Source organism: Staphylococcus sp. HMSC055C03 (assembly GCF_001809385.1).
GTDB classification, from domain to species: domain Bacteria; phylum Bacillota; class Bacilli; order Staphylococcales; family Staphylococcaceae; genus Staphylococcus; species Staphylococcus simulans.
This window is the reverse complement of the sequence record NZ_KV797482.1, coordinates 1-13,837: the sequence shown is the minus strand read 5'-3', so window position 1 is coordinate 13,837 and position 13,837 is coordinate 1. Positions and strand designations below refer to the sequence as shown.

The 13,837-nt window shown below is 34.2% G+C and carries 20 protein-coding genes; 2 read left to right on the top strand and 18 right to left on the bottom strand.

Annotation, left to right across the window (positions count from 1 at the left end):
• Positions 1-651: 651 nt before the first annotated feature.
• From HMPREF2603_RS03430 to HMPREF2603_RS03345, 18 genes are all read right to left on the bottom strand, one after another.
• Entirely contained in the window at positions 652-1,011 is a 360-nt protein-coding gene (locus HMPREF2603_RS03430; protein ID WP_060804157.1) for a hypothetical protein, read from the bottom strand.
• An 81-nt stretch (positions 1,012-1,092) separates the two neighbouring features.
• On the bottom strand, positions 1,093-1,401 hold the full coding sequence (locus tag HMPREF2603_RS03425) for a phage head closure protein (RefSeq protein WP_060804156.1): 309 nt from the start codon (positions 1,399-1,401) through the stop codon (positions 1,093-1,095).
• Positions 1,402-1,582: 181 nt separating this feature from the next.
• Positions 1,583-3,226: a terminase large subunit gene (locus tag HMPREF2603_RS03420; protein WP_060804155.1), complete on the bottom strand. Its 1,644-nt coding sequence runs from the start codon at positions 3,224-3,226 to the stop codon at positions 1,583-1,585.
• 87 nt (positions 3,227-3,313) lie between these two features.
• Complete coding sequence (locus HMPREF2603_RS03415; RefSeq protein WP_261676364.1) at positions 3,314-3,538, bottom strand: hypothetical protein; 225 nt, start codon at positions 3,536-3,538, stop codon at positions 3,314-3,316.
• Between the two features lie 135 nt (positions 3,539-3,673).
• Positions 3,674-3,967 (bottom strand): hypothetical protein, encoded by a 294-nt coding sequence (locus HMPREF2603_RS03410; protein WP_060804153.1) that lies wholly within the window; start codon positions 3,965-3,967, stop codon positions 3,674-3,676.
• Positions 3,960-4,241 (bottom strand): head-tail connector protein, encoded by a 282-nt coding sequence (locus HMPREF2603_RS03405; protein WP_060804152.1) that lies wholly within the window; start codon positions 4,239-4,241, stop codon positions 3,960-3,962. Before HMPREF2603_RS03405 ends, HMPREF2603_RS03410 begins: the two co-directional genes overlap by 8 nt.
• A gap of 65 nt (positions 4,242-4,306) precedes the next feature.
• Positions 4,307-5,539, bottom strand: coding sequence for a phage major capsid protein (locus tag HMPREF2603_RS03400; RefSeq protein WP_060804151.1), 1,233 nt, complete (start codon positions 5,537-5,539; stop codon positions 4,307-4,309).
• A gap of 1 nt (position 5,540) precedes the next feature.
• Positions 5,541-6,107, bottom strand: a complete 567-nt coding sequence (locus HMPREF2603_RS03395; protein WP_060804150.1) for an HK97 family phage prohead protease — start codon at positions 6,105-6,107, stop codon at positions 5,541-5,543.
• Positions 6,094-7,296 (bottom strand): phage portal protein, encoded by a 1,203-nt coding sequence (locus HMPREF2603_RS03390; RefSeq protein ID WP_060804149.1) that lies wholly within the window; start codon positions 7,294-7,296, stop codon positions 6,094-6,096. The genes HMPREF2603_RS03395 and HMPREF2603_RS03390 overlap by 14 nt, the downstream gene beginning before the upstream one ends.
• Positions 7,297-7,414: 118 nt before the next feature.
• Positions 7,415-7,756 carry a hypothetical protein gene (locus HMPREF2603_RS03385; RefSeq protein ID WP_060804148.1) on the bottom strand — a complete coding sequence of 114 codons (342 nt, stop codon included), beginning with the start codon at positions 7,754-7,756 and terminating at the stop codon, positions 7,415-7,417.
• A gap of 270 nt (positions 7,757-8,026) precedes the next feature.
• Positions 8,027-9,505, bottom strand: a complete 1,479-nt coding sequence (locus HMPREF2603_RS03380) for a virulence-associated E family protein (protein WP_060804147.1) — start codon at positions 9,503-9,505, stop codon at positions 8,027-8,029.
• A complete protein-coding gene (locus HMPREF2603_RS03375; protein ID WP_060804146.1) occupies positions 9,506-10,423 on the bottom strand; it encodes a primase alpha helix C-terminal domain-containing protein in 918 nt (305 codons plus the stop codon). It lies immediately after the preceding gene.
• 33 nt (positions 10,424-10,456) lie between these two features.
• Positions 10,457-10,759: a type II toxin-antitoxin system toxin TscT gene (gene tscT / locus HMPREF2603_RS03370; RefSeq protein ID WP_060804145.1), complete on the bottom strand. Its 303-nt coding sequence runs from the start codon at positions 10,757-10,759 to the stop codon at positions 10,457-10,459.
• Positions 10,759-11,031, bottom strand: coding sequence for a hypothetical protein (locus tag HMPREF2603_RS03365; RefSeq protein WP_070501931.1), 273 nt, complete (start codon positions 11,029-11,031; stop codon positions 10,759-10,761). Before HMPREF2603_RS03365 ends, tscT begins: the two co-directional genes overlap by 1 nt.
• 1 nt (position 11,032) lies before the next feature.
• Entirely contained in the window at positions 11,033-11,242 is a 210-nt protein-coding gene (gene tscA / locus HMPREF2603_RS03360; RefSeq protein WP_060804143.1) for a type II toxin-antitoxin system antitoxin TscA, read from the bottom strand.
• 2 nt (positions 11,243-11,244) lie between these two features.
• Positions 11,245-11,448 (bottom strand): hypothetical protein, encoded by a 204-nt coding sequence (locus HMPREF2603_RS03355; RefSeq protein ID WP_060804142.1) that lies wholly within the window; start codon positions 11,446-11,448, stop codon positions 11,245-11,247.
• Positions 11,449-11,464: 16 nt separating this feature from the next.
• On the bottom strand, positions 11,465-11,710 hold the full coding sequence (locus HMPREF2603_RS03350; RefSeq protein WP_060804141.1) for a DUF771 domain-containing protein: 246 nt from the start codon (positions 11,708-11,710) through the stop codon (positions 11,465-11,467).
• A gap of 3 nt (positions 11,711-11,713) precedes the next feature.
• On the bottom strand, positions 11,714-11,878 hold the full coding sequence (locus HMPREF2603_RS03345) for a helix-turn-helix domain-containing protein (protein WP_060804140.1): 165 nt from the start codon (positions 11,876-11,878) through the stop codon (positions 11,714-11,716).
• 146 nt (positions 11,879-12,024) lie between these two features.
• Between HMPREF2603_RS03345 and HMPREF2603_RS03340 the strand changes: the two genes are divergently transcribed.
• Positions 12,025-12,630: a helix-turn-helix domain-containing protein gene (locus HMPREF2603_RS03340; protein ID WP_060804139.1), complete on the top strand. Its 606-nt coding sequence runs from the start codon at positions 12,025-12,027 to the stop codon at positions 12,628-12,630.
• Positions 12,631-12,643: 13 nt separating this feature from the next.
• Positions 12,644-13,699 carry a site-specific integrase gene (locus HMPREF2603_RS03335; RefSeq protein ID WP_070468913.1) on the top strand — a complete coding sequence of 352 codons (1,056 nt, stop codon included), beginning with the start codon at positions 12,644-12,646 and terminating at the stop codon, positions 13,697-13,699.
• Positions 13,700-13,837 lie beyond the last annotated feature (138 nt).

The following is a 13,837-nucleotide window of genomic DNA, read 5'->3' as shown; positions in this document are numbered from 1 at the left end:
TCCCTCCGAGGGGGTTATTCATGTTTTTTAAACCTTATCATTAAAGGGTTTTCTTGCAAAATAAGGAAAAATTAAGGAAATATATATTGTCTTTTACTTTTCCCTACACTATCTCACTTAAATATGTTAATATACATATATACCCAAAAGGTATGATTAACAGTTTCTATGTTAATTTAACCAACGCTTTTTATATTTTTGATTCAACCACCAATAAAGGTGGTTTTTTTGTTATTTCAACATAGCAAAAGGTTATAGTTTATGATTTTTTCTTATAATCTATGATTCTTAATTCAAAAATAGCTTTCTCAGCATAAAAAAACCGCCATATAGGCGGTTAAATCACTTTAATATAAAGGATTTTACAATGAATAGAAAAAACATTTTCCCGGGACATGAATCGTCACTGTTCGCTAAGCTACTATTCCCTAAAGTCACTATACTATATTTTAACCATATATACAATCCCCCCATTCACACGAGAGAATAAGGGGGAGTCAATATAGGGATGCATTTACAAACAAATGCGTGTGTTTTGCAGTGTAGATTTGGTCAATATCTACACAATAAATATATTACCACTTATAGTAGAGTTTAAACATAAAAAAATACATAACTATTTAACCCATTTCTTCTGAAAAACCCCTATAATCATTCAATACTATCTAATAATTTATATGTTTCTTTAAATACTTTCACATACATATCATACTCTTCTGTAATCCATGATATATTATTTTCTTTACCAGTAATAATATCAGCCAGATTATAGTAAAACAATCTTACATGCACAACGTAGTCCTCTATAAACCTATGAAATTGATCATCTGTCATACATAAACCTTCAATGACATCAATGGTTGAGTATAATTCTGATAATTTTAAAGTATCTGATCTACTATATTCTAGTTCTTCAGGTTCCATAATTATATTATACAATTTACCTATAATATAATCGACTTTTTTCACTTTATTTTTTAAATACTTACAATAGTCTATATTTATAGTCATAATTACCTCCTCATTTTAAATTACACTAATAATTGTGAGGCGTTTCTTTCCTCAATGCAACACAGACACTCTCTCAGCACACTATTTATATGCTTTAGCGTATATAGTTAGCGTCCTATTCAAGCCGTTATCATTTTGCACAGATTCAATATTGAAATCTAAATCTTTCCACTTAATACGTTGCTTTGAATTTATCCCCTCTCTATATCTAATAATGAACCTCACAGGGATTTCTGATGCTGTAAGTCCAGAACCCAGAAACTCATTGCCACGAATCGTTTTTATATCTGCCCACGGTTTTGCAATAGTTTTTTCTTCAAATTGATTTGGCATTGGCCCACTGCTGACTCTCTGGAAAATCTTAATTCGATTATTAAAATGATATGCCATTTGTTGTACCTCCTTTTGTGCTAGATGTATATAATCATTTTTGAGCGTATACTTTTACACAAACCAATTTTGGATTTTGAGTAAATAACTCAAGTATGCATGTCAAAGCTCAATTTTGAGTCGTGTAATTTTTCAAAACGAAAAAATGCGTTGTGATGTAACAAGTCGTTCACCTCTCCTATTACATCGCTCTTAAAAAACTTTCATAGTTATCAAACAAACCCACATATGCATCTAATAAAGACGCTGTGCCATCAATACGACGTTTAGGTGATTGATTCTTAACAGGTACAATGTTACCGTTTCTATCGGTCTCTATGCCTGTATTGGTCAAACACCACTTTAATATAGGATGGTTATTATAATTCACTTTATGCTTCTTTAGATCAGCACCTAAATTCTGCATAGGCAAACTTAAGGTTCTAGCACCTTGTGGCGTACGCACCATTTTAAAGCCGTGTCCTTCCATCTCATCCACCCAATACCGTGCTGAATAGTTATCATAATAAATCCACAGTGGCGTTATTTCATAATCCTCAATCATTTCAACAAACCACTCTGTAATGTCGCTGTAATTAATCGTATTACCACGACACAGACGCAATAAGCCTTGTTCATGCCATTTGTCATAAGGTATCTTGTCATTGTCCACACGTTCCCTCAGATTGTCCTCAGGCAACCAATACATCTGATAGACATAGCGCATTTCAGTTTCTGGATCTACAAATAACAATGTGGCACAACTAAGGTCAGTGGTAATTGAAAGGTCAGCTCCGCCTATTGCATACCAATCAGCAAAATCTTTAATATCGAATGTAGCTGTATTGTTAATCTGTTCAAAGGTCAACCATGCATTATGGCTAGTTTCACGTACGTTGAAATCTTTGGTGAGTATGCCTGTAAGATTGTTTGCGTCGTTCTCTGCACGTGCTACTTTACGCTCTAAATCTTCAACACGCTTCGATATATTTAGTGAAGGATTAGCTTTTTGCCAACATTCAGGATTTTTATATTCTTTCTTTTCATCCAATTCATACATAATTGGTAAAAAGTTATCATCTTTAAAATTACCATCTACTACATTACACGCATACTCATATAAATCATCAAAGATAGTTCCCCGATGAGTACCTGCTGTGGTAATCATGATAAGTAATGGCTGTGTACGTGCAGATTGTGATTGTTTCATCACTTCATAAAGGTTTCTATCTTGTATAGAATGTAATTCATCAATCACGACCAAATGCGCATTCAAACCATCTAATGAGTTTGAGTTCTTGCCCAGTGACTGCATTTTAGAGAAGTTGTGACTGAAATATAAATCACTCTTGCGTTTTCTGATGTTACGGCTCAAATCAGGGCTTTGCTTAATCATCTCATGTGCTTGGTCAAATAAGATATTCGCTTGGTCTCGTTTAGAGGCCACAGAATAAACTTCTGCTCCGCTTTCTCCGTCTGCTATCATCATGTATAGTGCTATTGCACTAAGCATTGTTGTTTTACCATTCTTACGCGCTACATAGAAGAATGACTCAGTATAACGGCGTTTACCTGTCTCTTTATCTACAAAGCCGAATAGTGCCGAAATATAGGCTTTTTGAAACAAGTCTAGTATTAATGGTTTACCTGCCAGTTCACCCTTTGAATGCCTGCAAAACGTTTCTATGAACTTGATAGGACGTTCTGCTTTAGCATGATCATAAATATATTGAGGGTGGTTGTACATATCATCAATGAGTTTTTCATATTGTTTTGTGATGCGTTTAGATGCCACAATATCCCCGCTTTTGATTTGACGGTAATATTCTTCAATATAATTAAGCATTGTTTACAAAATCCATAAACTCATTGGATTCTTCTACGTTATCAGGTAATAACGTCAGCAGCTGCTTATATGTGGCGTTGTATTTAGTCACAGTGTATTGTATGCCTTCATTGCGGGGTTTTCTTTAAGATACGACTGTTCACCTTGTGTAAAGATATATGTTGCGCCATGCTCACGTACAGTATGCTTTAATTCTTCCATTGTAGCTTTCATAAAAGTTAACTCTTCTAACAAATCATAAGCGATATGTTTATTATTAACATTATTTTCATCTATATACTTTTTAAGTTTTTCTAAATTAATCGATTTCATATTTAATTACTCCTAACTTTATTTTTTAGCCACCCCTAAACTTTGGAAAGTCGGGTGGAGGATAAGTTAACTCCCAGCACCGTTTCCCAAGCGTTCCTTTCATATCAAGGTTATAGGGGGTATCCTATTTTTATTTTATTTGATTTTTATAATGTTTCCTTTTTCATCAAATTGTAATCCTTCACCAATTGCGATACTTCCAAAATGTTCCTGATTATGACACGTTTGACACAATGCTTCCAAATGGTCGTGATTAAGTGATACATATGGATTCTTATAATTCTCAGCATTCAGATATACTTTATGATGGCAAATACTCGCTAGCGCCCCACATCTTTCACAAATATAATTTTGCTTAGCCATATAACTGTTTTTACACTTAATCCATTTAGCAGACTTATAAAAGGACTGCGGAATACTTCTAGCCATCAAAATCACGTCCTAATGCTGTTAAAGATACTAACAAACTATCAATCGTACGCTTCAATCGTTCACTATCTTGTGTCTGTGGATCAAACCATAGTTGTAATATGAACTTAGCTGTTGTCTGTGCTAATGGTTGTACTGATTCATCTAACCAATCACGCCCAGTTGTTAGGTACAAGTAGTTAGGTATCGCCTCGACTAATGGAATGATAATCTCATCGTTAAAGTCTCCATCCACTCTTAAAGTATTGCGTGCATCTTCAATAGATATAATCATTGTGATCACTCCTTTATGAATAAAGGACACCAGCTAATCACTGATGCCCTAACTGGTTTATAATATTATGCTGATGCTGATGATGTTGTAGATGAACCCGATAACTTCACAAATGCTTCATCAACTAATACACGTGTATCTGCAACTGCCATAGCACGATAATCAATCAGACCAGAACGGAATGATGACTCACGTGAACTTTCAAGCATAATACCTTGTGGCAAGTTATAACCGATATAATTAAAGTCACCTAATAGAATTGTACCGTCTTCGATATTGTCATCAATGATAACGGGTTTACCAAAGATATATCCGACATTCTCACGTTGTGCATCTTGGATAAAGATAGGTCTTTGGTTAGCATCCATCACACCGTATACTTGGTTATACAATGTTGCATTACTCATTGCGAACTTAGCATTTTGTGCATAACCACGTGCAAGCATTCCTAGCGCTTGTGTGAAGTCTGTGTACTTGCCTGTTAGTGTTAAGCTGTTTGACTTGTCCCATGTGATACCTGTTAAGATACCTTGACCTTGGTTTTTACCTGTACCATTGATAAGTGCATATTCAATTGCTTCAACAACACAGTTAGTCAATTCTTCAACAAGATATGATTCGAAAGCTGAGATTGACATTGTTTTAGCTTTAACTGAAATGCTGAAGATTTTAATAATTTCATTCGCTTCAAATGACACGGCTGTTGTAACTGCTTTGTCTGCTTCAACATATGCGCCTTCTGTATGCCATTCTGCACGTTCTTGTGGTGTACTAATTGGGATACGGATTTTAGTAGGCATATTGAATGAACGTACATTAGCTAGTAATCCGCCTTGTGTTCTAGCACGACGAATGACTTCATTCAATGTTTGTTCAGGAATCACCGCACTCGCATTTGATGAAGATGTAAACTCATCTGCGCGATGTTCAGTTTTTTGTAAATCCATTGCATGATTGAATGTACGTTGTTCCACGTTAGATAATTCTTGTCCTAACATTGTTTTGAAAAATGCTGATCTATATTCATCTGAACCAAAGATATTTTCTTTTGGTACATCTTGAGTTTTAAATTGTTGTCCTGTAATTGGATTATATGAACGTTGTTCCACTTGTTCCTGCTCCTTTTCTTTGATATTTTCTTTCGCTTGGTTTAATCCTTCAATCTCGATATTTAACTTAGTCACATCTGCCTCAGGGTCATTCTCGATTGTGCCTCTGATTTCCCCAGCGCGTGTTTCAATATCTTCAAGCGACGCATTGCGATAATGGTTAAATGCTTCTTGTACTGTATTGAACATATTATTTTAACTCCTTCATAAATAATTTATTTAAATTGATTTTCGCTTTATTAATTTGCTGTTGTCTCATTTCTGCTTCCTGCATTTGACTTCTGGCTTCAACAGATGTTTCTGAATAAGCAGGGAAATTTACCACAGAAAACTCTAATACTTTATCTATCTTTGTAATTGTACGTGTGCGTGTTTCTACATCGTATCGACTGCCGTCTGATACTGTGAAACCAAATGATACGCCTGACATATCTCCACGTTTGATAGCTTCATAGACTGAACGGGCTTCTTCGGTATTTGCCAATACTGCCCTGAAATGCATGCCTGCATCATCTCGCCATATTTTCATCGTCTTAGGAGATTTGGCTAATGGTAAACGGTTATGATCATGTGACACTAATAAACGTGTGTCATTGAATTTTAAACCGTCCAGCGCATTACGTTTGATGACTTCAGTATATGAGCCTGTCGGTGTATTAATCAGTGCAGGTTTATCAAAGACGATTGCTGTACCTTCAAGCACCATTTCATCGTTTCGAGTTTCTGCTTGTATTTCTGCACTTCTAATCTCTTTCATCAGGTGTCGCCTCCTTATCTCCGATTTGATATTGTTTCGCTAATTGTTTTTCTATATAGTTCAGGGATTGAATACGTTCGTCCCCGTCCTCTACACGTGGTAGGTTAAGCAAGTCTAAAGCCTGATTAATCGTGAGTACGCCTAACGGTAACAACTCCTTAATCACAGTAGCTTTTGATTTGGTGCTTGCATACTGCAAACGTGACGCTTCAAAAATAATACGGTTGCTGAATGCCTGTTCTCGTTCGGTAAATATCTTATCTGTCAATTCTGAGGATAACTGTATAGCGAATGGTTCAATGATAGATTCATAGAAAGATTGCCATTGGTCTTCACTATAGTTACCAGTTACCATAGCTTCATTTATACCTAAATAGTCATATATCTTTTGCTTAACTGCTTGAATTTGTGGTGTTTCAATATCAGCCTCATTTAAATTCAATGGGACATAATCCAAAGTTGCATCTAATGGAATGACACCGCCGTTATTATCCATTGTCATATAGTTGTTCATAAATTCGTCTTTAGCTTCTTTCAGCTTTTTAGGTGCTAATGTCTGATTGTATTTTAATAAGCCTCTGATTTGTGCTGAATTCTTAATGGTATTGCTAAGTCCTTCTTGTTGTGTATAAGCAAGATCTAACGTGTTCATGATTGCGTCATTCGTATCGCCTAATAACTCATTTGAATTGAAATGACGACGTAACACCGCTACCTCTGAATGATGAAAATGTACAATATCACCGCTGTTAAATAGGAATTTCAAATACATTTCACCTGAACCATCAACCACATACTCAACACTTGAAGCTGATAAAGGATATAATCCGCTGAGATTACCGTTTGCGTCCTTTTGGATTAAGATAAAAGCGTTATTATACAAATAGTAATGAGTAGCTACTTTATATAAAAAGTCATATCCGCTCATATAAGGATTCGGACGATTGCTTAATATTCGATTGATTTTTGAATAGTTATCATCACGCATACCATTTGCGACATGCTTGCCGGATAACTTGGCAATGTGTCGGGCGATGGTATCAACTGCACTGCGATATATTTCATTGCTCCATGCGTCCCCGTTGAAACTGCCTAATGCGCGAAAGTTGCCGGTCAACATTTCATATTGTTTTGTTGCTTGTTGTTCTAATTGTTTGATTCCAAGTATCTTGTCTAACCACTTCGGCACTTTTTCACCTGCTTTCTACTTATATCGTCCACGTTATATTTTAGTACCTGGTTCTAATTATTTACTTAAATTATACCACAAAAGGCTTAATGACGCCAATTGTGGTAGGTTTTAAGTGTTATAAGGCTGTAAAAGCAACCGGTAACCAATGTTCTGTTTTGATGTTCTTTGATTTAACAATTGGTAACTCTAAACATTTACCATCGATCATATAATATATTGGTGGACATATTGTCATTTCTATATTACCCTCTCTTTTTAAATCAGAAATTATCTTAAACGCTTCATCATTCCAACCAATCCAAAATACAACATTAGTATTTTCTCCACTTAAATATGCTATATCTCCTTTGTAATCAAAGTTGTTTTCTTCAAATATCCTTTCTATTTCTACAAATGATGTTTCTTTATGAGTCTTGATATATTCCAAGATTTTATTTTTTAATCTATTTTTGTTCATTTTCAACCTCCATTGTCTTGTTAAATGTCTCACTGTCTTATGCCATGTTACAACTATGAGACACCTTTAAACCTTACTGCCACAAAGGATAGAGCTATACTGTCTTACTGTCTTATGATTTCCTACGAACACTTTGAGAATATATAGCAATTTTTCTAAAGTTTAGAGGAAAGTTTATAAGACACCGAGACAGTTATAGCGTGGCACTTACTCCCATAAAGTATTGAAGGTGTCTTGTAACTGTCTTATATCTGTCTTACTGTCTTGCTCTTATGACTTTATATTGATTAATTCAGAATAGTACGAAGACATATCAACATCGAATCCATATTGTTTACCTATCCCTTCGCCGTATCGAGATTGTTTTTTACTTATCCCACAATAGCGTGTATTTCTAAGTGCTTCATCAATCTTACGTAAATGATGAGGTTGAGGCTGGTCATCTCTGCCCATCATCACTTTCCAAACTTCTTTACTGCAAACCTTATCACGCCATACATATTGACCCGGCTTTGAACCATCTAATGAGAACAAAGTACCGTCGTTATAAAAAGAGAATCTGTGATTATCTGAATTTGTACCATTTACACCATTGAATAAAATTTGTTTATCATGTAAACTTAACGACCAATAATCAGATGGTAGAGGTTGCTCTAGGAAGTCCTCTATTTCACCGATAAGCGTATCTTTCTCTGAATGTTCTGCTTGCATTTCTAAAGCAGTTTCTGAGGCTTCTTTGTCTAAAAGCAATGCTTTATCGATAGGATTTTCATCAAAATATACTTTAGCTTCTGCATACATTTGTTGAACAACCTCAGGTGTTAGATCATCAAAAGGGCTTTTAGTCGATTTATCCTTATCAGTAGTAACCGGTAAGAAACGTCTATTACCTGTCTTATCTTTTAAAAACTCATAATTGTTCGTTGTACCTACAAAAACACTTTGACGTGGGTGTCTCTCAGTACGTTTGCCATAAGAAGCTCTGTAAATATCAACAACCGCACTGATAAAACTCTTAATATCTTCAATAGTAGATTTTTGAAAGGCTGATAGTTCTTCAATTTCACAAATCCATGAACCTTGTAGCTTTTTGTAGGCTTCATCACCTTTGAATGTATTAATACTTTGGTTATACCATTGACCACCCATACGGCTCGCCAGTGTTGATTTACCCCCGCCTTGTTTACCGTATAAAATAACCATTGTGTCATATTTAATACCGGGCTTGTATATTCTGGCAATTGCTCCCATCACCCATTTTTTAGCTACTTCACGGTTATAATGTGTATCTTCTGCACCTAAATAATCAATGAAGAGCGTTTCTATTCTTTTTACGCCGTCCCATTGTTTACTTTCAATAAGTGACTTGATAGGGTGGAATTTGTTTTGATAGGCTTCTTTTTCTATAACACTATCCATAACATCACGGCTGAACTGCACATGATAAACTCTGTCTATATGAGAAATAACATGCGTTGTATCAATGTCAGCCCAATAGTAATTTGTATCGTCTTTTGAACGCCAGTAAGGAAGGCGTTTAAGTTTAGTAACGTTTTCAAATACATCATATTGAACTAAATTATTTAAACTTTCATCGTTGCCTAAAATAATCTCTGCGTTAGTTGTTGTCTTTTTTAATGCATTAGTTGTTGCTGTTCGTCTTAATTTACTGCGCCAATCGTCGTTATTGGTCATATAGCTAGTTTTTTCGATTAACTCGAATACATCTTCTTTAGTTACTTCACTCAATCAGAACCCCCCCTTCTTATTTTGATTGTCTCTTTTTAAAATACTTTCGAATGTTTTATTTACTTCTTTTTGTTCAATCGGCGGTGTACAAGTCATTGCCCACGCACTTACCAGACCATAGACCAAATATTGATCTACATATCTACGCAACAGATAACCTATTAATGAAGCTAAGGTTTGATTCCGTTCACCTTCACTAACTCCGAATGCAATATCACGCCAATATGCGCTATCACGTCTCTTATATCTAACTATAATATCCTGAGATTCGCTCTGAGTTGCATTGAGAGGGAACTTAGCAAGGCAATTATTTAATTGGTCACGTGTGATAAAAGGCGCATCATTGTTATACCAATGATATGGCGCGTCTTTATTACTTATAACGGGTAATGCGGATAATTGAATTGGTTTAAAGCATGATTCATCAATCGTTTCTCCAATATATCTTGATAATGCTCCAGCATACTTTGTGTATTCGTCAGGCTCTAAAATATCGTCTACAGGGATCAATAAACGAAACCTAGGACGTAAGTTTTTATCATTCTCATCATGTATATCACGATGTCTGAATGTGCTATATATAAAATATGCAAAATGTTTCATCTTATCTTTAACGTTATTTAGAAATCGGTTCATATTGTCGATATCGTCATAGTCCAAAGAAAAAACTTGTCGATACATTACATTTTTATCTTTTCTACGATGTTGCAAAATCTCACCCGTTTCCTCATCTACACCCTCGTCAACATCTCCATAAATCGCTAAACCATTAGCATATTTATTAGGGCTGATAACTGGACGAGTCAAAAACTCGCACCAGTCAGACCACATAATATTTTTTACGTTTTCTGTTCCTTTTGATGTCAAACTTTGATATAATATTACATAAAGTTCATCATCATAATTTAGATTAAACATAGAGAGGTTTCTCCTTTCTTTTGTGATTCATTTTTACGCGTTATCTGATTCGGTCGTCAAACTTTCGTCAGATAGCGCTTTTTCTATTTCATGGAACTTTCTAATAATTTTGTCGAAGTCAGATAAATAGTAATACAGTAGATCTAACATCTGTTCATGATGAATATTTGCCTCTTTATAACCATGTGCATAAAGTAATAATTGTTCTTTTGTTTTAGGCATATCTTCATATTTGAAAATATCTTCACCGAACCACGCGTTTTTTTGGGCTAAGTTCTCAAATTTATTTTTGATAATTTCAATTTCATAAAATAAGTTTCTAATATCCAAATTCATTATTCATTGTCTCCTTTGTCATTTAGTAGTACATCGAGTTCGTCCAAGTGTATTTTTGTGTTTTTCTCTTCAATTTCCAGCTCGTCCCTAATCATCATTTGAAATTTTTCGAATGCTTCCGCATCGTTGTCATCTGATAATTGTGTCACCATATATAATGCTAATGCGTCTAACATTTCCTGATGTGCAATAACACGACCTAGCGCATACTTGCTTTCACCATATTTAAGCGTTATTTGTTTCATATTCTTTATATTTTCTGAAATATCCACTTTAATTTTCCTCCACAATTTCAAAATTATTTTCAATCTGCTGTACCGCCCACTGAATAATTGATTCTAAATGTTTCTCACGGCTCACAGTTTCATACCATTCATTCACGCCATCTTTAATCTTATGTTTGTACTCAGTTGCTACATCGTCACTTACTGCAATCAATGTATTGTAAATGTCATCAAGCACTTGTATTTGTTGTTCGTTCATTCCTAATTACCTACCTTTTTCTTATTTTTAAGTTCTAAAATTCTGTTGATTTCCAACTCCATGCACGCAATATAAATATTTTCGCTGACTTCTGGAAAATGCTCTTTAAAAACGTCTGGTGCGATGTTGAGTAGTAAATTGTGGTCAGTATCCTTGATGTTGTACCAGTTAAGCACCGACTTCGTAATAATTACTTGTTTTTTCATGTTACTTACCTGCTTTCTAAAATATTCGATTGTGATTTTCTTCGATGTATTGCTTCATATACTTAGCGACAAAAGACCAATGGTCATTTTTATGTGCTGGTGCATGCGTGAATTCTGCAATTTTCGATTGGTGCTTTGGGTTCAGCAACAACTTCTTCAATAATGTATTTCTGCTTTTATTCGTATGCGCCATTAGATCGTACATCGTCCACAGTGTCTTATGTTCAAGTAGTGTTGTTGTGTAGTCTTTTTCTTGTAGCATTGGTTACACCTCCTCTTTTTCTTTCAACATATTCATTAGCGCTTGTTTTGGTACTAAAATCTTACGTCCTAAACGAATACTTGGTATTTCGTTTTCTCTAATTAATTTGTAAGTGTGATGTTCGTTGAGACGTAATAATTCAGACACTTCTTTGACCGTTAAATACATTTCTTACACCTCCTCTTTGTATCCTAGTTATTTATATTAGTTTAACTAGGATACATTTAAATGATATCATCTTACTTGGTTCTTGTAAATAGTTTTGTTCTCTAGTTATAATATTTAGTATAGTTAATCAAAATGGAGGGAATAAATTGAGTTCATTTAGTTTAGGTAGTCTTTTAAAAGAGTTGCGAGAAGAAAAAAATGTTACAGTAAGAGAACTAGCAAAGTTAATAAATTTTTCATACACTTATATATCATCTGTAGAAAATGACAATAAAAGTAATCCTTCACAAAAATTTTTAGAATCATATATTTATGGTTTGGCTAAAAACAGTGAAGAAATACATGATATGAAAAATAAAGTTAATAATTTAACTAATGGAAAATACTTTAAAGAAGATGATTCATTAATTGATGCTTTTTTATCAGCCAATGCACCTAATGTTATGAATATAAGAGAAAAAAACATCACTACCGAAAAAAAGTTTACTTTTCCTGTTAACGACATAGGTTTTCATCTTAATGATAAATATAACGCTAAATACTTTAGAAAGTTAAAGTTAACTGATGATGATAGAGAATATATTTATAAATTTATAAATGATTATTTTATTAGAAAAGTACAATTACAGAAAAGAGAAGTGGAACATCAAAAAGAAATTTCTTCAATAGATGAAAAAGTAGCTGATAAACATATAGAGGATTACAATAAACTAATTGATAAGCTCAATGATTCAAACGAACTTAAATATTAAGCAAGGTGATTAAATGGCTTCATTCGAAAAACAAAAGAATGGCAAAACATGGCGCTATATCATTTCATATAAAGATGATGATGGTAAATATAAAAAGTATCAGAAAGGCGGATTCCGTACGAAACAAGAAGCAAAGGTACATGCTACTGATATGGAATATAACTTAAAGCGCGGATACAATATCAATAATGATGTGATCTTTGCAGACTATTTTAAACAATGGTATGAAGTAACAAAGAAACCGCATGTGTCCGCTAAAACATTAACGCGCTATGAAGCGATGCATACACATATAAGGAAATTTTTCAAAAATACTTTATTAAAAAATATTACACCTACAGATTACCAGCAGTTCATAAATCATTATGGCAGCAATCACAATATAGATGGCGTGAGAAAGTTAAATAGCTCTATTCGTAATTGTTTCCACCAAGCGATCCACGAAGGTTTGGTATTGCGTAATCCCACATTCAAAGCACAATTAAGCGGGTCTAATCCAAGTAAAAGTGAAGAGTTAAAATATATAAGCTATACTGAATACAAAAAGTTGAAACATCATCTTGAACAAAAAGACACTGTTTCATCATTGGTTTTGCTTATGCAGGTTGTAACAGGTGCTAGATTTTCTGAAGTAGTTAATATGAAACGCGAAGATTTTTATGTAGGAAATAATAAGGTGCATTTACCGGGTACAAAAACAACGACATCAGATCGTACTGTTAGCATTGATACGAAAACTTTAAACAAGGTTAGAAAATTTATTAAAGAAAGTCCATCAGACATTAACGGTTATGTATTTACAGTAAATGGTTCTATTATTACCAATGCTTCTGTAAATAAAGCTTTAAATAGTGCATGCAAGAAATTAGGTATCAAAAGTATTACCACACATGCATTACGACATACGCACGCTTCTGTGTTAATCCATAATGGATACAGTATTCAATATATATCGAAACGACTAGGACATTCTTCAACATTGGTCACACAATCGGTATACCTGCACTTATTAGAAGAGACATACCAGCGTGAAGAAGAAAATTTGATAGAATTTATGGATGATTTATAATAGGGAAAAATTAGGGAAAATGATTTGCTATTCGATATAAACGAATGATAATGATATAACTAAAAACCTTGTTGTAAAGGCATTTTGATAATGAGAGAAACCGAATAACATCCCATATTCTCCCTCCGAGGGGGTTAT

Excerpts from the sequence above, each read along its gene's own strand:
- HMPREF2603_RS03430 (WP_060804157.1), bottom strand. The coding sequence starts at position 1,011 with ATGACTATAAATATAGACTATTGTAAGTATTTAAAAAATAAAGTGAAA.
- HMPREF2603_RS03425 (WP_060804156.1), bottom strand. The coding sequence starts at position 1,401 with ATGGCATATCATTTTAATAATCGAATTAAGATTTTCCAGAGAGTCAGC.
- HMPREF2603_RS03420 (WP_060804155.1), bottom strand. The coding sequence starts at position 3,226 with ATGCTTAATTATATTGAAGAATATTACCGTCAAATCAAAAGCGGGGAT.
- HMPREF2603_RS03415 (WP_261676364.1), bottom strand. The coding sequence starts at position 3,538 with ATGAAATCGATTAATTTAGAAAAACTTAAAAAGTATATAGATGAAAAT.
- HMPREF2603_RS03410 (WP_060804153.1), bottom strand. The coding sequence starts at position 3,967 with ATGGCTAGAAGTATTCCGCAGTCCTTTTATAAGTCTGCTAAATGGATT.
- HMPREF2603_RS03405 (WP_060804152.1), bottom strand. The coding sequence starts at position 4,241 with ATGATTATATCTATTGAAGATGCACGCAATACTTTAAGAGTGGATGGA.
- HMPREF2603_RS03400 (WP_060804151.1), bottom strand. The coding sequence starts at position 5,539 with ATGTTCAATACAGTACAAGAAGCATTTAACCATTATCGCAATGCGTCG.
- HMPREF2603_RS03395 (WP_060804150.1), bottom strand. The coding sequence starts at position 6,107 with ATGAAAGAGATTAGAAGTGCAGAAATACAAGCAGAAACTCGAAACGAT.
- HMPREF2603_RS03385 (WP_060804148.1), bottom strand. The coding sequence starts at position 7,756 with ATGAACAAAAATAGATTAAAAAATAAAATCTTGGAATATATCAAGACT.
- HMPREF2603_RS03375 (WP_060804146.1), bottom strand. The coding sequence starts at position 10,423 with ATGTTTAATCTAAATTATGATGATGAACTTTATGTAATATTATATCAA.
- tscT (WP_060804145.1), bottom strand. The coding sequence starts at position 10,759 with ATGAATTTGGATATTAGAAACTTATTTTATGAAATTGAAATTATCAAA.
- tscA (WP_060804143.1), bottom strand. The coding sequence starts at position 11,242 with ATGAACGAACAACAAATACAAGTGCTTGATGACATTTACAATACATTG.
- HMPREF2603_RS03355 (WP_060804142.1), bottom strand. The coding sequence starts at position 11,448 with ATGAAAAAACAAGTAATTATTACGAAGTCGGTGCTTAACTGGTACAAC.
- HMPREF2603_RS03350 (WP_060804141.1), bottom strand. The coding sequence starts at position 11,710 with ATGCTACAAGAAAAAGACTACACAACAACACTACTTGAACATAAGACA.
- HMPREF2603_RS03345 (WP_060804140.1), bottom strand. The coding sequence starts at position 11,878 with ATGTATTTAACGGTCAAAGAAGTGTCTGAATTATTACGTCTCAACGAA.
- HMPREF2603_RS03335 (WP_070468913.1), top strand. The coding sequence starts at position 12,644 with ATGGCTTCATTCGAAAAACAAAAGAATGGCAAAACATGGCGCTATATC.